The sequence below is a fragment of the Streptomyces sp. NPDC088252 genome (assembly GCF_044740965.1).
In the GTDB taxonomy this organism is placed as follows: Bacteria; Actinomycetota; Actinomycetes; order Streptomycetales; family Streptomycetaceae; genus Streptomyces.
On record NZ_JBIURS010000016.1, the window covers coordinates 69,545 to 89,241 of the forward strand.

The 19,697-nt window shown below is 71.0% G+C and carries 19 protein-coding genes, 1 tRNA gene and 1 pseudogene; 6 read left to right on the forward strand and 15 right to left on the reverse strand.

Features of this window, described 5'->3' with window-relative positions:
- Window positions 1-194: 194 nt before the first annotated feature.
- The 9 genes from ACIOHC_RS28500 to ACIOHC_RS28540 all read right to left on the reverse strand — a co-directional run bounded on the left by ACIOHC_RS28500 (window position 195) and on the right by ACIOHC_RS28540 (window position 11,469).
- Window positions 195-1,898, reverse strand: coding sequence for a PucR family transcriptional regulator (locus ACIOHC_RS28500; RefSeq protein WP_401844513.1), 1,704 nt, complete (start codon window positions 1,896-1,898; stop codon window positions 195-197).
- Between the two features lie 112 nt (window positions 1,899-2,010).
- Window positions 2,011-2,157, reverse strand: coding sequence for a hypothetical protein (locus tag ACIOHC_RS28505; protein WP_365688501.1), 147 nt, complete (start codon window positions 2,155-2,157; stop codon window positions 2,011-2,013).
- A 105-nt stretch (window positions 2,158-2,262) separates the two neighbouring features.
- A complete protein-coding gene (locus ACIOHC_RS28510) occupies window positions 2,263-3,231 on the reverse strand; it encodes a CPBP family intramembrane glutamic endopeptidase (protein ID WP_351081636.1) in 969 nt (322 codons plus the stop codon).
- 533 nt (window positions 3,232-3,764) lie between these two features.
- A complete protein-coding gene (locus tag ACIOHC_RS28515) occupies window positions 3,765-5,702 on the reverse strand; it encodes a YncE family protein (RefSeq protein WP_401844515.1) in 1,938 nt (645 codons plus the stop codon).
- Between the two features lie 175 nt (window positions 5,703-5,877).
- Entirely contained in the window at window positions 5,878-7,017 is a 1,140-nt protein-coding gene (locus ACIOHC_RS28520; protein ID WP_401844516.1) for a hypothetical protein, read from the reverse strand.
- A 235-nt stretch (window positions 7,018-7,252) separates the two neighbouring features.
- Window positions 7,253-8,587 (reverse strand): ATP-binding protein, encoded by a 1,335-nt coding sequence (locus ACIOHC_RS28525; RefSeq protein WP_401844518.1) that lies wholly within the window; start codon window positions 8,585-8,587, stop codon window positions 7,253-7,255.
- Window position 8,588: 1 nt separating this feature from the next.
- Complete coding sequence (gene cseB, locus ACIOHC_RS28530; RefSeq protein WP_389638028.1) at window positions 8,589-9,389, reverse strand: two-component system response regulator CseB; 801 nt, start codon at window positions 9,387-9,389, stop codon at window positions 8,589-8,591.
- 80 nt (window positions 9,390-9,469) lie between these two features.
- Window positions 9,470-10,456 (reverse strand): endonuclease/exonuclease/phosphatase family protein, encoded by a 987-nt coding sequence (locus tag ACIOHC_RS28535; protein ID WP_365688494.1) that lies wholly within the window; start codon window positions 10,454-10,456, stop codon window positions 9,470-9,472.
- Window positions 10,453-11,469 carry a D-alanyl-D-alanine carboxypeptidase family protein gene (locus tag ACIOHC_RS28540; RefSeq protein ID WP_401844522.1) on the reverse strand — a complete coding sequence of 339 codons (1,017 nt, stop codon included), beginning with the start codon at window positions 11,467-11,469 and terminating at the stop codon, window positions 10,453-10,455. Before ACIOHC_RS28540 ends, ACIOHC_RS28535 begins: the two co-directional genes overlap by 4 nt.
- 386 nt (window positions 11,470-11,855) lie before the next feature.
- Here ACIOHC_RS28540 and uppS point away from each other — a divergent pair, with 386 nt between their 5' ends.
- A complete protein-coding gene (gene uppS, locus ACIOHC_RS28545) occupies window positions 11,856-12,659 on the forward strand; it encodes a polyprenyl diphosphate synthase (protein ID WP_401844524.1) in 804 nt (267 codons plus the stop codon).
- Between the two features lie 98 nt (window positions 12,660-12,757).
- Window positions 12,758-14,167 (forward strand): oxygenase MpaB family protein, encoded by a 1,410-nt coding sequence (locus tag ACIOHC_RS28550; protein ID WP_351086412.1) that lies wholly within the window; start codon window positions 12,758-12,760, stop codon window positions 14,165-14,167.
- A gap of 202 nt (window positions 14,168-14,369) precedes the next feature.
- Here the strand turns inward: ACIOHC_RS28550 and ACIOHC_RS28555 are convergent, their stop codons facing one another.
- Together ACIOHC_RS28555 and ACIOHC_RS28560 are read right to left on the reverse strand one after the other, a co-directional pair.
- Window positions 14,370-14,732 (reverse strand): PIN domain nuclease, encoded by a 363-nt coding sequence (locus ACIOHC_RS28555; RefSeq protein ID WP_401844525.1) that lies wholly within the window; start codon window positions 14,730-14,732, stop codon window positions 14,370-14,372.
- A gap of 243 nt (window positions 14,733-14,975) precedes the next feature.
- A complete protein-coding gene (locus ACIOHC_RS28560; protein WP_351086406.1) occupies window positions 14,976-15,191 on the reverse strand; it encodes a hypothetical protein in 216 nt (71 codons plus the stop codon).
- A gap of 92 nt (window positions 15,192-15,283) precedes the next feature.
- Between ACIOHC_RS28560 and ACIOHC_RS28565 the strand changes: the two are divergent.
- Window positions 15,284-15,916: pseudogene (locus ACIOHC_RS28565) on the forward strand (tyrosine-type recombinase/integrase); the annotation flags it as partial.
- A 29-nt stretch (window positions 15,917-15,945) separates the two neighbouring features.
- Here the strand turns inward: ACIOHC_RS28565 and ACIOHC_RS28570 are convergent.
- Window positions 15,946-16,058, reverse strand: a tRNA-OTHER gene (locus tag ACIOHC_RS28570).
- Window positions 16,059-16,151: 93 nt separating this feature from the next.
- On the opposite strand from ACIOHC_RS28570, the gene ACIOHC_RS28575 reads away from it, so the two are divergent.
- Window positions 16,152-16,376: a hypothetical protein gene (locus ACIOHC_RS28575; protein ID WP_389638002.1), complete on the forward strand. Its 225-nt coding sequence runs from the start codon at window positions 16,152-16,154 to the stop codon at window positions 16,374-16,376.
- 252 nt (window positions 16,377-16,628) lie between these two features.
- On the opposite strand, the gene ACIOHC_RS28580 is transcribed toward ACIOHC_RS28575, so the two are convergent.
- Window positions 16,629-16,817, reverse strand: coding sequence for a hypothetical protein (locus ACIOHC_RS28580; protein WP_351086398.1), 189 nt, complete (start codon window positions 16,815-16,817; stop codon window positions 16,629-16,631).
- Between the two features lie 24 nt (window positions 16,818-16,841).
- On the opposite strand from ACIOHC_RS28580, the gene ACIOHC_RS28585 reads away from it, so the two are divergent.
- The gene (locus ACIOHC_RS28585) at window positions 16,842-17,225 is read left to right on the forward strand and encodes a hypothetical protein (protein WP_401844527.1); all 384 of its coding nucleotides are present in this window, start codon (window positions 16,842-16,844) and stop codon (window positions 17,223-17,225) included.
- Window positions 17,226-17,308: 83 nt separating this feature from the next.
- Complete coding sequence (locus tag ACIOHC_RS28590; protein WP_401844529.1) at window positions 17,309-17,509, forward strand: hypothetical protein; 201 nt, start codon at window positions 17,309-17,311, stop codon at window positions 17,507-17,509.
- A 151-nt stretch (window positions 17,510-17,660) separates the two neighbouring features.
- Here ACIOHC_RS28590 and ACIOHC_RS28595 read toward each other — a convergent pair whose 3' ends face one another.
- Window positions 17,661-18,341, reverse strand: coding sequence for a response regulator transcription factor (locus tag ACIOHC_RS28595; protein ID WP_351086410.1), 681 nt, complete (start codon window positions 18,339-18,341; stop codon window positions 17,661-17,663).
- A 23-nt stretch (window positions 18,342-18,364) separates the two neighbouring features.
- Window positions 18,365-19,606, reverse strand: a complete 1,242-nt coding sequence (locus ACIOHC_RS28600) for a sensor histidine kinase (protein ID WP_401844531.1) — start codon at window positions 19,604-19,606, stop codon at window positions 18,365-18,367.
- Between the last annotated feature and the right edge of the window lie 91 nt (window positions 19,607-19,697).

Below are 19,697 nucleotides of genomic sequence, written 5' to 3' on the forward strand. Positions count from 1 at the left end.
CGGCTGTCGGCCGTACGGACAGCTTCGGCGCACAGGGGGAGGCGCGTCTTCGACCGACACGACGACGCCTGCCCGATTTCTTTGTGACACCGGACAGCCGAACGATCAGCCGAATGACCGGCCCACGGTCAGTCGAATGGTCGGCCGGTTGATCGGCCCGACGGTCAACGGGCGCCCGGTCAAAGGCTGCTCGGTCAGAGGCTGTTCGGGTCCCCGGTGCCGCGCGCCGCGAGCCGTAGCCCGAGGTCCGCCAGGAGCCGCACGGAGGGGTCGGCCAGATCGACGCCGAACAGCTCCCGGGCCCGGCGCAGCCGGTAGCGCAGGGTGTTGGGGTGCACGTTCAGGCGCCGCGCGGCCGTGCCCGTGTCGCCGAACGCGTCGAGGTACGCGGCGACCGACGCGCCGTACTCAGAACCGTGTGCGCGGTCGTGCTCCGCCATCGCGTGCACGGGCCCCGACAGGGACTCCCACATCGGCTCGACCCGGTCGAGCACCCGGAGCACCGACGCGTCGGTCTCCACCTCGCCGAACACCGCCACCGCCGACACCGCCTCCGCGAGCGGCAGCGCCGCGGCCCGCTCCCGCAGCACCCGCACCACCAGCTCGGCGGCCTCCCGCGACGCGGGCAGCCCCGACAGGTCCGCCGCCACCGGCCCGACGCCCGCGAACACCGCGGTGTGCGGCACCGAGCGTGCCGTCGCCAGCAGGGTGCGGCCCGGATGGGGCTCACCGTCGCGTGCCGGGACCAGGACGTACAGCCGTCGTCCGGACCGCGCTGTCACGCACCCCGGCCGGTACGCGGAGGCCTGCAGTGCGAGCACATCCAGCACCCGCTGCTCGGCGTCGCCCCCGGCGCCCGGCCCGGCAGCGGTGCCGAGGGCCCGGCTGTCGTACGCCTCCGCGACCAGTACCGTGTACGGCCGGTGCGGCGCGATCCCGGCGTCGTGCGCGGTCCGTACCGGTTGCGCGGCCCCGTCCAGTAGCGCGTGGACCGCCTCCTCCCGCGCCATCGCCGCCGCCCGGCCCCACGTCCGATGGTGGGACAGATGCGGTACGGCGGCCCGCGCCGCCGTGCGCAGCGCCGCCGCCGCGCCTTCGGCGAGCGGCCGGCCGTCGGCGGCGGCCCAGATCGACCCGAGAACCTCCGACCCGTGGCGCACCGCGATGGCCAGCCGCTCGGCGAACCGGTCGTCGGCGGGCCGGCGCACCACGTCGTCGGTGCTCCACAGCGCCTGGAAGAAGCCGCTCTCACGGAGCTCGACGACCCGCCAGCGGGGGACCTCCTGCCCGAGGATCGTCAGCCGACGCATCGGATCGGGTTCGTGGTCCATCCGCGAGTACGCGAGTACCCGCGACTGCGGATCCTCGATCGTGATGGCACCGCCGACCAGGTCGGCCACCGTGTTGGCCAGCCCCGGCAGATCGCCGAGCCGCAGTCCCTCCACCCCGTCCGCGCCGCCCGACAGGGCGGCGTACCGGGCCGGGGCGCTGTGCACCAGAGCGGTCCGCAACCGGCCGAGCACCTCGGTCCACCCCTGCCCCGGCCGCCGGGTCAGCAACGCCGTGCGTCCCCGGCCGGCCGCCTCCAGCAGCACTCCCCGCGGCCCGCGGGAGCCGCTCCGCATCACCACGGCCGCGGCCCCGGCCCGGTCGGCCTCGCGCAGCACGTCGACCGCCTCGGGCGAGGCGACCTCCACACCGACCGCGAGCAGGATCAGCCCGGACGCCGTCCAGGTTCCGTCCCGCTCCTCACCGGAGTCGTGCAGCACCACATCGGCCACCGGAACACCGGTGCCGAGCGGTGCCACGACGACATCGAGCATCCCGGGGGCCGTCAGCCCGAGGATCTGCTCCAGCGAGGGTCCGGTGTCGCGCCGGTCCGGTTCATGCGTCGGCATCAGCCCATGATGGTCGGCCGCCCCCGGAGCGGGCCACAGCCGGCACCTCGTCGGGCGGGAAGCGCACCGAACCGGTCGGGCACGGAGTCCGTGGAACCGGTCGGGCACGGAGTCAGTCGAAGACGATGTCCAGGTGGCGGGGGCCGCGCAGTACGGCGTTGCGGCGGTACGGGGGCGGGTCCTTCACCAGCCGGGGGTTGTCCAGCCTGCGGGCGAGCGCGGTGAGGGCGAGCGCGGTGAGGGCGAGCTGGACCCGCACTGTGCACCCCCGCCCCAGCCTGTGAGCGCTGCTCCGGTTCCGCGAGCAATGACGGACCGAAGGGGTCATCGGCGGGGGCCGGCCGGGCGGGTCAGAACGTTCCGGTCAGGGCGTACGGTCAGGAGTCCGGTCCGGGCTCCCCGGCTCCGTCGTCCCGGCCTTCTCGCCCTCCGCGGATCGGGGCGCGGGAAGGGCGAGCCTTCCCGTAAGGGCGAGGAAGGCCACCAGGGCGCCCATGGCGATCCAGCCCGGCCACCCCGCGAGACTCATCTGCAGCGGGTTCAACGGGGCGTCCGGCTCCGCGAAGTGCTTGACCATGCTCACACTGGCCGTGCTGACGAAGGCGTGGCCGATGACCGCCGGGATCACCGATCCCGAGGCCAGCCGCAGCCAGCTGAAGACCGGCAGAGCGAGGCTGCAGCTGATCACCATGGCGGGCACGGAGACGTACCAGGGCCGCCCCGGATACTGCCCGCCCATCAGCAGGGTCGGCAGGTGCCACAGCGCGAAGGCGGCCCCCGTGCCCAGGTAGGCCCGCACCGGACGCGCGCGGCCCTTTCCGTACGCGAGCCGGGGGAGCAGATAGCCCTGCCAGCCCAGTTCCTCACCGAAGAACAGCGGGAGGGACACCAGCATCTGCACCAGCGCCGTTCCCGCCCAGGCAGTCGTGTCGCCCCAGTTCACGCCACCGAAGGGATAGACGCCCGCTGCCGTTCCGATGGCCAGCGCGACGGCGGTGAGGCCCGCGGGGACCGCCACGGCCGCCAGCATCCAGCGCACCGCATGGGACCACGGCCTCGGCATGCGCAGGGCGAGCGCGTCGAGCAACCGGCCGTCACGGCGCTCCACCCAGCGCACCACCACGATCGCGGCGAGGGCCGGAGCCATCATGGCCCCCGCTATGCACAGCTGTTCCTGAATGCCGGGCTCGGTCCTGCCGTCGGTACGTCGGAACCCCCCGAGCAGCAGGGGGGACATCGCCACCCACATGCCCAGGCAGGCGATCGTCAAATAGGTGAACAGTCCACGGAATCGGGCTTCCTGCGGTACGGCCCGCAGTGCTGCAGTCGTCATTCCAACGACGCTAGAAGCGCTCGGAGAGGGAGAGAAGGAAGCCCGCTCCCCTCTCTGGGGTGCAGTCGTCTGCACCTCCCGCACGGGCGGGGTCGTCGGACGCCCTGTGTGATCACGCGTACGCGTATCGCGTTCGATCACGGAATTGGTCAGAAAGAACTCCGGAAACCCCTTGACTCACGACAAACGGGGAGGAAAATCACTAATACACCAGAAAACCAGAGCGAGCCGCACCATCGGCGAAGACGTTCACCGATGACGTGACGAACTCGTCGGCTCTGGCCAGGCCCCCGGCGGATCCGCTCGATCTCCGAGTCTTCAGCGACGGTTGGAACTCGTGAAACCGAGAAGGACTACCGGGGACTGCATGTGCGGCCCCCGGTGCTTCCCCCCGGGGGCTCCTGTATGTCTCCCGGGCCGGCACGACGCTCGACAGACGCGACGCTCGGCAGAACTGCCCGGCGGCGCGGCTCGGCGGCGCGGCTCGGCCGCCTCTGCGACCGGACCGCCACCCCTCCCACGCCCTGCACGGCCTACTTGGAGAAGTACAGGTACTTCCAGGGCCCGTACGTCGTCGAGTTGACGGTGTCGCCGGACGACCCGTTCACGTACGTCGACCGCATGCGTGCCTTGATCCCGGACTGTCCCGGCGCCTCCAGGCGTACCGCGCACTTCCCGTCCGTGCCCAGGGGGAAGTACTCGGAGTCGGCCGAGTACCACTTTCCGCCCGAGTGGACCTGCAGGTCGAAGCGCTGCTTACGGCCCTTGTAGGAGGTCATGGTCGTCGTGAGCACCGGGTCGGTGCTCTTGTGGAACCAGTAGTACGGCGTCGAACCGATCTTGCCCGTCCTGTAGTGCTTGGAGACGGCGGTGGAGATCTTGACCCTGGCGTACGCCGTGGACTTCACCGTCTTCGGAGCGGTGCGGGCGTCCCCCTTGAAGACCGCGGTGACGTCCGTGTCGCGCGTCATGCGCACGGTCGCGGAGATGTTGCCGCTGGAGTTGACCTTCCCGGTCTTCAGCAGCTTGTTGGGCTTGTCGCTGCCGAAGGGGTTCGCCCATATCTCGACCGTGCGGTTCTTGTAGGTCGAGCCGAGGTGCGCCGTGAAGGAGACGTCGGTGCCGTAGTTGTAGATGTTGCGGTTCTTGTTCAGGGTCAGCGTCGGCTTCGTCCGGGGGACCGACACCTTGTCGGACGCGCTGACCGCCGTGTGCTGGGCGTCGCCCGCGTAGGCGACCTTGTACGTGACCGTGCCGCCGGCCGGCGGGGTGTCGGTGAAGGAGTACGAGCCGTCCGCCCTCACCTTGACGGAGGGCAGCGCCTTGCCCTTGGGGCTCTCCACATCGGTACGGGTGACCTGGAGCGAGACGCCGCTCGGCAGGGCCACCGTCGCCGACAGCTTCCCCGTCACGGTGAGCTTCTTGCCGCGGGTGGCGGTCGACGGGGCGTTCACCGTCAGGCTCGGGACGTTCAGCGTCGGGTTGGTGAGCGCCTTGAGGGTGTAGCCGCCGCTCGTTCCCACGAGGGCGAAGACCCGCGAGGAGTCCGGGGCCCAGGCCAGGTCGGCCGTGCCGAACGTGCCGGCGGTGTACGTACGGAGCGGCTTGGTGGCGTCGGGCCGGTAGACGGCCACCTTGGTGCCGTCGATCTGGGCGACCAGCCCGTTCGCCGCGATGTCGGCGCGCTGACCGGAGGGGTAGGCACCGGCGGCGGTGAACCTCCCGTCCGCGTACGCGTTCCGCTGAGCGCCGTCGACCAGCACCCGCGAGGTGCCGGGCACGAGGTCGATGTCCCCGATGCCGCTGTTCAGCGTGTAGTCGCCGTGGTGCCAGGCGAGTTGCTGCGGTGCGTCGCCGGAGACGTCGAGGACGGCCATCGAGTCCGTGGACAGGCCGGTCTCGCCGACGGCCAGCAGACCGGGCGAGGACGGGTCGGTGTCGAGGAGCGCCGGCCCCCAGACCTTGGACGAGAACTGCCCGAGCGTCACCGCGTCGGCTCCGCTCGCCGGATCGACCGCGGGGTCGACCGAGCCCAGGTCGCCGGCCCACTGGTCGCCGTACGTGAACCAGACCCTGCCGCCCGCGAAGGCGATGTGACGCGGGCCCGTGTCGGTGGCGACGGCGTAGCGGGTCTTGACGCCGAGGGTGGCCGCGTCGAGGGCCACGATCTCGTGGCTGTTCTCCGCGGCCGCGTACAGGGTGGCGCCGTCGTCGGACACCGCCAGGTCGGAGACCGCGCCGACGCCGCTCACCGAGCCGACGAGGGCGCCGCTGTAGTCGGCGGCCAGGATCTTTCCGGCCGACCGGTCGCCGACGAAGACCCGCTTGAGGGCCCCGTCCACGACGATGCCGCCGGGCGAGACGACGGTGGCGGAGGCGGCCGAGGCGGATCCGGCCGCGGTGACGCTCAGTACCGCCGAGCTGAAGAGGACCGCGAGCGCTGTCGCGGTCGAAGTGCTGCGCGTGCGCACAGTGTTGTTACCCCCACGAGGAAACCCGGTGGATGACCGGGAGTTGAGAGCGCCGCGCAGCATCCGGACGTGACCGCGGATGTGCGGCGACCTGCGGGGCGCGGCTGCTGTCGGGCAGCGTATGGCATGGCAGTGACATACGAGGAGTGTGTTTCTCGGACCCTCCGGCGGCGCTTCAGCCCCGGGCCGTCGGCAGGGGGAGCGTCCTGGACTTCTCGATCAGGCCGTTGACCGTCTGGTCGCCGTTCTTGTCCATGGGCGTGGAGTAGTCGCCGACGGCCCAGAAGGCGCCGGAGCTGCCGACCGGTGCCAGGTCGTAGAAGGTGTAGGACGGCCACCGGGTGTCGCCGTCGGGTGCGTCGGCTCCGGATTCCTTGGTCCAGGCGGTGCCGTCGTAGTGCCAGAAGACCGGCCCGGCGGAGGCCGGTTCGGTCTGGTCGTTCCCGGTGACCCACAGACCGCCGCGGCCGTCGGAGGCGATCGCGTGGACGTAGAGGTCGGCGAGCGATCCGGTGACGTCCTTCCAGGTGGTGCCGTCCCAGTGCGCGACGCTCGGGACGGGCGGGCCGCCGTGGATGCCGTCGGCCCAGCCGGCCACGTAGACGCTGTCGGGGGCGTCGGCGGTGATCTCGGCGGTGTCCGTGCCGGTACGCACGGGAGGCTCGTCCATCAGGGTCCAGGTCGTCCCGTCCCAGTGGTAGGTCACCGGGTGGCCGCCGTCGACGGGGTACTGCATCCCGGTCGCGTAGGCGTTGTCCGCCGACAGGGCGTCGATGTCCCGGATGTCGACCAGGCGCGGCAGCGTGAAGGTCTGCCATGCGCCGTCGGCGTACGTGTACAGGGCGTTGCCGCCCTTGAACAGCCGTCCGGGGACGGCCTCGATCGGGACCTCGGGCCAGGAGTCGTCGGCGGGACCGGCGGTGGGAACGCTGGTCCAGCGTTCGCCGTCGTAGTGCACCAGTGCCTGATCCCTGTTGATCGTGCCGTAGGCCCAGACGTCATCGGCGGACACGGCGCTGACCGACGACCACTGCCAGACGTCGGGAAGCCCGGGGGCAGTGTCCTTGCTCCACTTCTGCCCGTCCCAGCGCATGATGACGCCGTGCTGTTCCTTCCTGCCGACGGCCCAGGCCAGATCGTCGCCGACGGAGGAGACCGACATCAGCGATCCGGCGGGGCTGTCCCCGGAGAGGGAGACCTCCCAGCCGGACGGGGTGCCGTCCGCGCCGACCGCTTCGGCGCCACCGGCGGCGAGCATGGTGACGGCGAGGGTCAATGAGGCGGCCGCGGTGCGCAGGAGGTGCCGTGCATGCATGGGTGAGCGTTCCTTTGCGGTCGGAGGGAGCTCTGCCCGGCCGACCCCGCACAGGCCCTTTGTGCAAGCCGTTGGTGCAGGCCGTTGGTGCAGGCCGTTCGTGCAGGCCAGAGGGCAGAACTGAACGACCGAACAGACTTCTGACGGCGTCGGAAGGTTGTAGTGGGAGGGCGGGGAGGGACCCCCGCGGACCCCGCGGACCCCGCGGACCCCCGCCCCGCGCGGTCGCTCCTGATCAGACGCGGGCGCCGGAACGCGGGCCGCGGCCGGGCAGTTCCAGCGTGGCCACGGCTCCGCCGGCCGCGGCGTTGGCCAGAGTGAGGCGGGCGCCGATGACGTGGGCCTGGCCGAGGGCGATGGTGAGGCCGAGGCCGTGACCGTGGCCCCGCTCGGCGGCTCCGGTGCGAAAGCGCTGGGGTCCGTGGGCGAGGACGTCCGGGGGGAAGCCGGGGCCGTGGTCGCGTACGACGACGGTCGTTTCGCCGACGGTCACCTCGACCGGTGTCGCCCCGTGGCGGTGGGCGTTGAGGACCAGGTTGGTGACGATGCGGTCGAGGCGGCGCGGATCGGTCTCGGCGACCGGGCTGCCGCTCACCGTGACCCGGGTCTCCAGTCCCGTGCGTCGTACGGATTCCGCCACCAGCTCACCGAGCGGCACCGGCTGGGCGTCGGCCTCCTCCGCCCCCGCGTCCAGGCGGGAGATCTCCAGGAGGTCGTCCACGAGGGCGCGCAGCACCTGGACACGGTCGCGGACCAGTTCGGTGGCCTCGCTCTCCGGGAGGAGGGAAGCGGAGGTGACGAGGCCGGTCAGCGGGGTGCGCAGTTCGTGGGCGACATCGGCGGTGAAGCGCTGTTCGTCGCGCAGCCGGTCCTGCAGGGCGTCCGCCATGAGGTCGACGGCGGAGGAGATTTCGCCGATCTCGTCGTGGCCGCGGCTCCGGGTCCTGGCGTCCAGATCACCGCGTTTGATGCGGCGGGCGGTCCGGGCGACGCGCCGCAGACGGCGGAGCACCAGTTCGACGGCGAGGAGGGTGAGGGGGACGACGACGGCGAGCGTGGCGAGGGCCGCGTATCTCATGTGCCGGTCCAGGGCCTGGAGGCTGCGCAGCTCGCTGCCCATGTCCACCCAGATGGCCAGCACGGTGCCGTCGACGTGGCCCGCCGCCCACATCCGCGGCCCCTGAGCCGGCTTCCGGTTGTCGTACCAGGTCACGGGCGCGGGCTCGGAGCGGAGCCGGTCCCGCAATTCATCCGGTACGTTGTCGCCGACCAGATAGCCGGGAACCCCCGACGGGGACGGCCGCGCGGGCTGCGTGCCCCGGAACTCGGCTTCGGCCGACTCCAGCGCGCGCATCGCGTCGCCGCGGCCGACGTGCATGTCGCGGGCTTCGGTGGTCCGGTGAACGAGGATCCCGATGCCCAGCGCCATGGCACAGGCCGCTGCCGCGACCCCGAAGGCGATCTTCCAGCGGAGGGATCTGGGGTCGATGAGGCGCCGCAGCCCGTGGCCGGGACCGTCCTCGGGGGCTGCGCGGTCGGTCCGGGCGCCGGGGCCGATCGTCTGTCGCATCTCAGCGCCGGAACTTGTAGCCGAAACCGCGGACGGTCTCGATGTGACCGGCGCCGATCTTCTTGCGCAGACGCTGCACGGCCAGGTCCACCACCCGGCTGTCTCCGTCCCAGCCGTAGTCCCACACCTTGCGCAGGAGCGTCTGCCGTTGCAGGGCGATGCCCGGCGCGGCCACGAATTCCAGGAGCAGGCGCAGCTCGGTCGGGGTGAGCGCGAGCGGCCGGCCGTCGACGCGCACCTCCAGGCCCCGGGTGTCGACGCTGAGGTCGCGGAAGGCGAGCAGGCCGTCGTCGGCCGGGCGGTTGCCCGTCGTGGGGGGCCGGGTGAAGGTGGCCCGGCGCAGCAGGGTGCGGATCCGCGCCAGCAGCACGGTGGTGTCGACCGGTTTGACGATGTAGTCGTCGGCGCCCGCCTCCAGGCCCGCCACCACGTCGGGCGAGGCGCCACGGGCGGACATCATCAGGATCGGTGCCTGACTCGTCTCACGGATCCGGCGGCACAGTCCGATGCCGTCGAGGTGCGGCAGCATGATGTCGAGGAGCAGCAGGTCGTGCTGTTCCTCCCGGAACATCTCAAGGCCCGTCAGGCCGTCGGACGCCACCGAGACCCGATAGCCGTAGCGCTCCAGCACCATCCCGACGGACCTGCGGATCGCTTCGTCGTCCTCGACCAGCAGTACGTGGACGGAGTCGGGCGCGGAGGCCGGGGTGGACCCGGGCGCGGAGAAGGGCGCGGAGGCCGGGGCGGGACCGGTGGGGCCGCCGTCGTACGGTCCTGCCGCGTCACGGTCGTGCTGTTGCATCACGTCACCCGAGGGTAGACCGGTACCGGACACCCAAAGAGCGTCCTGCTGGGCGAGGAGGCCGCCGTCGCCCGCGCTTCTCACAGGCGCAGACCGGCCGTGACCGGCAGGTGGTCGCTCCCGGTGGACGGCAGGGTCCCGGACGAGACCGGGGTGACGCCCTTCACCAGGATCTGGTCGATCCGGGCCACCGGGAACGAAGCGGGCCAGCTGAAGCCGAAGCCGTCACCGGCCTCCTCCTGGGCCGACCGTAGCCGAGAGGTCACCGTTTGCAGCGCGCGGTCGTCGGTCGTGCCGTTGAAGTCGCCCACGACCACCACCCGGGGCAGCCGTTCGGCACGTACGGCGTCGGCGAGCCGCGCGGCCGCCTCGTCGCGTCCCGCCGTGGTGAAGCCCGCGCCCGGGAGCACCCGTACCGAAGCGAGGTGGGCGGCATAGACGGCGACGGGCCCCTTGGGCGTCTCGGCCGTCGCCCGCAGGGCACGGGTCCACGGCATGATCGCGACCGGCTCCGCATCCCGCAGCGGATACGTGCTCCACAGCCCGACCGTGCCCTGCACCGAGTGGTACGGATACGTGTCGGCCAGGGCGCGCTCGTACACGGGTGCCGTGCGCGCGCTCAGCTCCTCCAGGGCGAGCAACCCGGCACCGGAGGAGGCCAGTTCGCGCGCGGTCCGGACCGGGTCGGGGTTCTCGTCGTTGACGTTGTGGCTGACCACGGTCAGATCCTGGCCGTCGGACCGCTTGTCGATGAGCAGGCCGCCGAACAGGGAACACCAGACGACGGCCGGAAGCAGCGCCGCGACACCGGCGGTCGCCGACCGCCGTACCGCCGCCGACGCCAGCAGCACGGGCACACTCACCCCGATCCAGGGCAGGAACGTCTCCAGGAGGCTGCCGAGGTTGCCGAACCCGTTCGGCAACCAGGTGTGCCCGGCCATGACCAGCGTGGACAGTACGGCGGCTGCGGCGAGCAGCCGGCCGCGCCGCCAGGGGCCCCTGGCGCCCGGAGCGGTTCCCGGTCCGGCCCCTGTCCCGCGAGCCGGGCGCTCGACCAGCGCGGTCATGCCCGCACCGGCTTGCCGTCGCGACCGGCGAGCGCGGCCGGGAGGTCCTTCTGAAGGGCGTCGATCAGCCGGCCGCTGTTCTCCAGCGCGGCCCGGAGGCCCTCGGCGGGCGTGGTGTCGGCGCGCTGCCCCAGCACGACACCGAGCACGAGACGCCGTGCCGTGCCGGACCGCACCTCGGCGGCCCACATGAGATTGCCGCCCGCGGCGGTGCCCGACCCGGTCTTGAGCCCGATCACCCCGGGTCTGTCGAGCAGCCGGTTGGAGTTCGTGATCGTGCCGGGCACTCCGGGAACGGTCGTCTCCCGCATCGCGACGATCGCACGCAGCACCGGCTCCCGCATGGCCCGGCGGGCGAGCTTGAGCTGGTCGTCGGCGGTGCTCCTGGTGGTGGTCTCAAGACCGCTGGCCCCGGTGTACGTGGTCCGGGTCATCCCCAGTCCGGCGGCGGCGCGGTTCATCTTCACGACGAAGGCGTCCTGACTTCCCGCGTCCCAACGGGCCAGCAGCCGTGCCACGTTGTTGCCGGACGGAAGCAGCAACAGCTCCAGGAGTTCGCGCTGGGTGAGCCGCTGCCCCTCGCGGACCGGGGCGCTGGACTCGCTGAGCGAGTGGGCCTCCTGCGCGGCTGCCGCGTCGACCGTGATACCCGGCCCCTTCGCCCCGCCCTTGAGCGGGTGCTCCTTGAGGATCACGTACGCGGTCATCACCTTGGTGACGCTCGCGATCGGCACCGGTTCCCACCCGCCCCTGCTGCCCAGGCTGCCGACGCCCTCCACCTCGATGCTCGTCTGCCCCTCCCGCGGCCACGGCAGATCCATCCGCGCCGCCACGGCCGCCGCCTGTGGGGCCGACGCGGAGCCGTTGTCCCGGTCGCCGCCGGTGAACCCCAGCCAGCCGCCGGCGCCGACCACCCCGAGCACCGCGGCCGAGGCCCACACCGCGCCCCGACGGCCCCGGCCTGCGTGCTCCTTCCCCTCCGGCGCAGCAGCGCGTGTCCAACGAACCTCCACCGACGACCACCTCTCACAACCCGGCACACACGAGGAACCGTGTACGCGGCCCAGCCTGTGAGAGGACCGCATCCGGCCGATCAGGGCCGTGCATCCGGTACCGCGCGGAATTGTGTCGGCCGGGTATCAGGACCCGACGCCCAGGCGGCCGGACCGGCGGCCTCGGGGTGGGCCGCCCTGGCGACCCGGTCGGGGCGCCGGCCATGAGGTCGTTAAAGCGGACTGACGTACTACAGGTGAATATGCGGAGATTGTGAGGTGTGCGGGGCCGGGTACCGGCACTCTGCTGAGTGGCGCCGCGGCGGTCACGTGGGGCCAGGGGGTGCGGCACCCGCGGACGGGTGCGAGGCGGAGGGGGACTGCGGTGCGGCAGCCGGTGGATACGTATGGCAGTTGAAGGATTCGGCGGCACTCCTCCCTCGTCGTCGGCCCGTGCCGATCCGCGCCGCCCGGCCGGTGAGGACCGGCACAGGGGCGTTCCGCGCCACGTCGCGTGCGTGATGGACGGGAACGGCCGGTGGGCGGCACGGCGGTCCCTGCCGCGCACGTCGGGTCACCGGGCAGCGGAGACAACGGTGATCGACATCATCGAGACGGCGCGGGCGGCCGGGGTGGAGTGGCTGAGCCTGTACGCGTTCTCCACCGAGAACTGGCGGCGCCCGAGCAGCGAGGTCGACTTCCTCATGCGACTGGTGCGCCGCGTGGTGCGCAAACACGCCCCACTGCTGCACGCGCGCGGCATCCGCTGCCGGTTCCTCGGGGTGGCGGACCCGAGGATCCCCGCCCCGCTCGCCCGGGACTTCGACGACCTCATGACGCTGACCGCCCCGAACCGAGGCATGACGCTGACCGTGGCGTTCGATCACGGCGGACGCAGGGACATCGTCGAAGCGGCACGTTCCCTCATCCGCAGCGGAGTGCCGGCCGATGCCGTCGACGAGCGGCACTTCGCCGCTCACCTGCCCTTCTCCGACACACCCGATGTGGACCTCGTCATCCGGACGTCCGGTGAACAGCGGATCTCCAATTTCATGCTCTGGCAGGTCGCCTATGCCGAGTGGACCTTCCCACCGGTGCTCTGGCCCGACTTCCGCGCACCGCACTTCTTGGAGTGTCTGCACGCCTACCAGCAACGCGATCGCCGCTTCGGCGGCGTGACGCCGCACGCGAACGGAGAACCTCACCCGTGAAGGACACCGGCAGCGGCCACCCCGGCCACCCTCGTCCAGGAGCCACCGACCACCACGGCGATCCCGCACCTCCGACCCCCGACGCACAGCTCGGATCCATGTTCGGTCCCCACTCGCAGTTCCACCGGTTCTTCGACGACCCGCGCTGGGCACTGGCCGTGGTCAGGGCCACGGTGCTGGAGGCCGCCCACCCGCAGATCGGCGCGGCCCTGATCGACAACTCGACGTTCGTGGCGCACCCGTGGCGACGGCTGCGCAACACCCTCGTCAGCCTGCAGCGCATGTTCGGCGCCGACGACCACCAGCGGCAGAAGGAGGCGGCACGGCTCAACCGCATGCACACGCGGCTGAGCGGCACCGACGCACAGGACCGGCCCTACGACGCGATGGACCCGCAGGTCCGCGCCTGGGTGGTCGCGACGCTCTTCGAGAGCTCCGTCACCATGTGCCGGCTGAGCGGGCAACCGCTCGACCGGATCACCATGGAACAACTCTACGCCGAGTACCAGGCATTCCTCGCGGCCCTGGGGGACGTGGCCGGCCATCTGCCGTCCACGTTGCAGGAGTTCTGGCCGTACTACGACCACATGGTCGAGGAGGAACTGGAGAACACGGAGGCGCTGCGCATCATCCTCTACAAGCTCTTCGACCATCTTCCCGCGCCGCCCCTGCTGGACGGCCTGCCCACCGTATGGGCGGCGGGCCGCGCGATCGCGGGCCCGGTCCTGGGAACGATCACCGTGGCGTCCCTCCCCGAGCCCTTCCGTCGACGGGCGGGACTGCCGGAGGTTCCCGGCGCCCGGACGCTCATGCAAAGCCTCTACCTGGCCGCCGGACTGGCACGCCTGCTGCCGGCCGACTGGCGCCGGACCGAGACCCTCACGGGCTTCCTCTACTCGTCCCCGGACAGCGACACCCCCCAGGCCGCGACGCTCGCCGCGCTGCGTGGCCGGATGAAGCAGGCCGGCGCCTTGTTCCGGCTGGTCACGCCCTTTCCCGCGCAGCACGGTCCCGACGAGGGAACCGGGGGACAGCGGAGCGCCGACGAATTCTTCACCGCGGTGCTGGACCAGACCGGCGACGGCTACCTGGACTGGCCCGATCTCGCCGCCATGGCAAGGGAGTTGTCCACCCGTCTCGATCTGGACGAACCGGAAGAGACCAGGCTCTACAACGCGTACGCCGAGTGGTGGAGGGAGCTCCAGGCGGCCCTCGACATCGACGGCGACGGCCGCATCAGCAAGGAGGAGTACACCGCCGCTGTCCCCTCACTCGCCGGGCCCGCGCTGATCAGGGTCGCCGAGGTGCTCTTCGAAGTCACCGACGCGGACGGCAACCGGTTCATCGACGCGGACGAGTACCGGGCCCTGTTCCGGACCGGATTCAAACGCACGGTGGCCGACGCCGACGCGAGTTACTCCCGCAGCGCTTTCGTGAACGACTTCCTGTCCTTCATGTCGGGCCGTCGGCGCTCGACCCCTTACGACCCGCTGCTCTCCGACGCGTAGGACGCCCGGGAAACGGTCCACCGACGCCGCAGCGGCGGACCGTCACGAAAACTCGAGCTCAAAGGCCGGGTCGCCCGGGGAATCTCAACCCGGGCGACCCGACCACGGCGGTGGCGGACCTGCGGCGGAGCCAGTGGCTACAGGCTCGGTGAACTGTGTTGCACGCCTGCGAATGAGACCGGAATCGAGACCGGGCGCTCTTTCACTTACCGGCCTCCGGGCCGTACCACTGCATGGCTTGACCGGTGACGGCGGCGATGCATTCGAAGTCGTGGTCGCGGTGCAGGAGGGTCAGACCCTGGAGTTCTGCGGTGGCGGCAACGACGAGGTCCACAGCTCCCGCACTGCGGTGCTGACCGCGCCGGGTGAGCAGCTCCTGAACCTGCCAGGCGCGGTCGTAAGCGCGGTCATCGACGGGCGGCCAGCCGAACAACAGCCGCATGTCGTCGATGCCGCGTGTACGGCCTGCGGCGGAGCGGGCGCTGTAGAAGAACTCCAGCTCGGTGATCGGACAGGTTGCGATGAGCCCTGCCGTGGCGGCCTGGTCCGCGCCCGGTGACAGCAATGGCGGAGGATACGAGATTCGAACTCGTGAGGGGTTGCCTCCAACACGCTTTTCAACTGTGCGCGCGACCGTACGGAGAGGTACGTGCGCGTTCACTGGGCAGGTCGGACGGGGTTCGCGTACGACGGTGATCGTTAGTGCACTGGACAATGACCAGGACAACGAGTGTCCGAGGGATGGCGCTACTTCCCGTCCGGTGCGGTGGTGTTGCAGCCCTCTCCCTTCCTGCGGTTGTCCGCGATGTCAGTCACGGACGTCGGCGACCCCGGCCCCGAGATGCCGACGTCGCCTGACCAGATCCCGCACCAGGTCCCAGGCGGCACCAGCGCTGATCACCAGCCACACCACACGCACCCACGCCGCACTGCTGCTACTGGCAGCTCCCCACACAGCCGCGACGAGCCGCATCACCGTCCAGCCGTTGCTGTCGAGAAAGGACCGATCCCGCCCCTGCGACACCACCTGCTCCCCCCTACGCCCAGCCGACGGGCGTACCCCTGAAACGGCCTGCGAACGCCAACCGTTGCCCCCCATCATCCGACACGCCCCTGAAACGCAAGAGGTCCCGGATAGTGGGGCTATCGCTCGGACTGCGACAGGGAGAGACGCTGGGGCTGCGTTGGTCCGACGTTGACTTGCATCACGAGTACCTGAAGCTGCGCCGGAATCGACTGCGCCCGAAGTACGAGCACGGGTGCAAGGGGGCAGACCCGTGCGGCCGGAAGGCCGGGTACTGCCCGGAGCGCAAGCAGGTGCGGCGCGAGACGAAGAACACCAAGTCGCGCGCCGGCCGTCGTGCGGTGCCCCTGCCGGGCCCCCTGGTCGTGATGCTGCGAAAGCGCAGGGAAGCCCAAGCCCGGGGGCGCAAAACCGCCGGCAACCTGTGGACCGATTCGGACTACGTGTTCACGAAGCCGCTCGGTGGGCCGCTCAGCCCGAACACGGATTGCCACGACTGGAAGAAGCTGCTCGATGACGCGGGCGTACGTGACGGGCGCCTGCACGACGCACGGCACACCGCCGCCACCGTCCTCATGCTGCTCGGCGTCCCGGACCGTGTGATCGACCAGATCATGGGCTGGGAGGCAGGCACGTCGGCCCGGATGTGCGCGCGGTACCTGCATGTGCCCGACGCCATGCTGAAGGACGGGGCGCAGAAGCTCGCGGACGCCATCCGGGGGCCCTTCGACGTATTGCCCGGTGAGAGCAACGGCGGAGGATACGAGATTCGAACTCGTGAGGGGTTGCCCCCAACACGCTTTCCAAATGTTCGTCCGTCGGTCCGGAGGTGATTAGGAACGTTCTGACCTGCGGCGGACCGCCTCCCGTGCTGCTCACGGTTGATCTCGTGATCTTGACGCTGCGTAAGGGCCGGCTGTGTGTCCTGCTTGTGGAACGGGGTGAGGTGCCCGCGGTGCCGTGTTCGGTTGGGAGGTCTACCACCGTGGTGACGCAAACCGCGCAACGCGCAAGCGTCTGCAATCCGCTGTCGATCTGTTCACGTACTTGGCATTGCCGATGACCTGCGTGATCGCATTCTGGTGTTCTCGTGCTGTCCAGCCTTTGCTCTTGATCGTCTCCATCGCGCAGATGCTTGCTCTGGCCGTGCTGGGCTGGCAGTTCCTGCGCTACGCCGAGGGATAGAGCGCGCCCCGGACTGCACCCGAACCGTCCCGGTCTGTCCCGCGAGATCACCGCCCGCGTCTTTGAGCGCGACTCGCATCTGAGTGTGGTTGAGACCGCTACGAGGTGCGGCCCAGGCGCCGAGGCCGAGGTGCCCGCGGCCAACCGGCGCAGCGTCTCGGATGCCTTCAACGGCAAAGAGATGGTGATCCGCGGGGGATGCCGGCACCTCGAAGTCCGGATGCGTACTGAGCAGCGAGAGTCACTGCCTCATCAGCAAGGGCGCCCCTTCACCGGCAGCAGGCGCCCGCCCGAGGTCCGCAGCAGTCGTGCTGCCTTCCCCCACTCGACCAGCAGCTCCTCGCTGGATTTCGTCTTGAACGTACGGTCCCCGATCACCGGGTCCATCCGGTCGCCGGTGTCCAGAACCTCCACCAGTGCTCGCGCGTCGGCAAGCGTCACACGGCCGGTCTGGGTCAGTTTGTCGTGTCCCGACTCACCCGAACCCAGGATGGCAGCACCTCCGGCGCACCCTGTGCTTCGCATGGGGCGACGCCGGCGGCGCTGACCGAGTCCACTCGCAGGGCCGCCGAGGCCAAGGGCGGCAACAAGATGCGCACCCGTCTACGACGCCGAGCCGCGTTCCCGCCGCGTCGACGATGTCATTACCCCCGACCACGGCGACGACAGCGGCGACGGGCCCTGCCCGCCGCGGCTGCGTTCAACAAGTGGCTGACCGGCAGCGTCACCGACAACATCCAGACCGTGATCTCGCAGGTGTTCGACCAGGCCGAGCAGCGCGACCCGATCCACGCCCGCACCTGGATCGTCCTGATCGAGGGCGCGAAGGCGCAGATCGAGCAGTTCTAGACCGAGGCCGCCGTCCGCGCCGTCACCGTGCACATCGTCGTGGACTTCGTCCACGTCCTTGAATACCTGTGGAAGGCCGTCTGGTGCTTCCACCGTTCCGCCACCCGGTCAAAGACCGTCTCGGCATCACCGGGGCCCGGTGGTCGCGGGCCGGAGCCGTCCTCAAACTGCGGGCCCTGACCAGCAACAGCGACTTAGACGTCTACTTCGCCTGGCACCTCAAGCAGGAGCACCACCCCGTCCGCCAGTCCCGCTACCAGGGCAAACTCAGCCTCGCAGCCTGACAACACCACTCACTCAGGCTGAACTGCACCGATCCCGGTTCCACGGCCGCGTTATCGAGGCCAGGATCGCTGACACCGTGGACTTCAAGGCGGCGCTACGTCGCGGCCGGTACTGAGCCTGCGGGCGACCGCGAAGAGGAGCTGAAGCCGGTCAGCCGGCGAAGCCCGGTACCACCAGGCCGGATTCGTACGCGATCACGACCGCATGGGTCCGGTTCTGCGCACCGAGCTTGGTCAGCACGTTTCCGACGTGGGTCTTGACCGTCTCCAGGCTCACCGTGAGGGACTCCGCGATCTCCGGATTGGAGAGCCCGGTGGCCATCAGGCGCAGCACCTCCTCTTCCCGGCCGGTCAGGGCGGCCTGCGGCAGGACCTCGGCGGAGCCCAGCGGGCGGGCGGCGACCATGCGGCCCAGTGCGGCCGGGAAGAGGACTGCTTCGCCCGCCGCCACCACCCGGACCGCCTCGGCGATCTGGCGGACCGGGAGGCGCTTGAGGACGAAGCCGCTGGCGCCCGCGCTGAGGGCGGCGGTGACGTAGCCGTCGTTCTCGAAGGTGGTGATCACCACGACCTTCGGCGGGTCGGCCGCTTCGGCCAGCAGTTGGCGGGTGGCCTCGATCCCGTTGCGACGCGGCATCCGGACGTCCATCAGGACCACGTCCGGCCGTAGGCTCCGCGCCCGTTCGACCGCCTCGACGCCGTCGGCGGCCTCGCCGACCACCGTGATCCTCGGCTGTGCGGCGAGCAGCATGCGCAGGCCGCTGCGGGTCACCTCGTCGTCGTCAGCGATCAGGAGGGTGACGGCGGGGCTGGTGACGGCGGGGAGGGCCATGCCTTCGCTCGCGTCGGCTCCACTCACGCCGGCACCCGTACCGGCAGCCGGACGGCCAGTCGCCAGTGCTGCGTCCCGTCCGGGCCGGCCTGGAACTCACCATGCAGCAGCCGGACGCGCTCGGACAGTCCGGGCAGACCGTGACCTGAGGTCGGGAAGACCCCCGGGCCCGGGCCCATCCGTGCCCCGGTCCGGTTGACCACCGTGAGATCCAGTCCGTCCGGCCCGGCCGCCACTCGGACCTCGATCGGGCCGCCCGCCCCGTGGCGCAGCGCGTTCGTCAACCCCTCCTGGAGAATCCGGTACGCCGCCCGGGAGAGCGTCCCCTGCACCTGCGCCAGCTCGCCCGACAGCTCCGGTTCCACCACCGCCCCCGCGTGCCGCAGGCGGTCCAGCAGCTCGGGGAGGTCGGCCAGGGTCCGGGTCGGCGCCGTCCCCGACTGTTCCTCGCGCAGCACTCCGAGCACGTAGTCCAAGTCCTCCAGCGCGGCCCGCGTCGACTCCTCGATGCTGCGCATGGCGGCCCGCGCCGCCGCCGGGTCGGCGGAGAGCACCTCGTCCGCCACCGCCGCCTGGATGGTGGCCGTCGTCAGCGTGTGCCCGATCGAGTCGTGCAACTCGTGGGCAATCCGGTTGCGTTCGGCCAGCAGCAGTTCCCGCGCGGCAGCCAGCGCGAGCCGTTCGGCCGCCGACGGCCCCAGCAGCCTTGGCGCCGACCACCGCAGAGCCTTCGTCACCAGTACGCAGACGGCCACCGCCAGCAGGATGCACACGGCCGCCACCACCCAGCTCCACCCGCCCGACACCCGGACCGACGTGCCGAACAGACTCGCCCGTGCCTCGCCGCCGAGCCAGTTCCCCGGCAGGGAGAGGCCCATGATGAACAGCACCCCGCTCGCCAGCGCCCCCGTCCACCCGACGGCCACGTGCAGGACCAGCCAGAGCGGGGTCCGCCAGCGGTCGAGGCCGAGTGAACCGGAGGCCCGGCGACCGGCCACCGGATCCGGCAGCGACACCCGCAGCAGTCGGCGGGCGGACACGACCAGCGCCCGCCGTACGGGGCGCGCCAGTCCGACCACGCCGACCAGTACCGCCCAGAACAGCAGGACCAGGACCAACTGCACGCTCTTGGGAGCGGATCGCCACGACAGCGCCGGCAACAGGGCGAAAGGCAGCAGCGGAAGGCTCGCCAGCGCGCCGCAATAGGCGAACAGCACACCCGAATACGTGGAGCCGCGCAGCAGCGGCCGAATTCCCCTGATCATGGCCGCCAGTATTGCCGGGCAACCTACCAGCAGCCTCCCCCGATCGGGGGAGCGATTTCTCCCGCCTTCCCGCGATGCGGTCAGAGGGCCC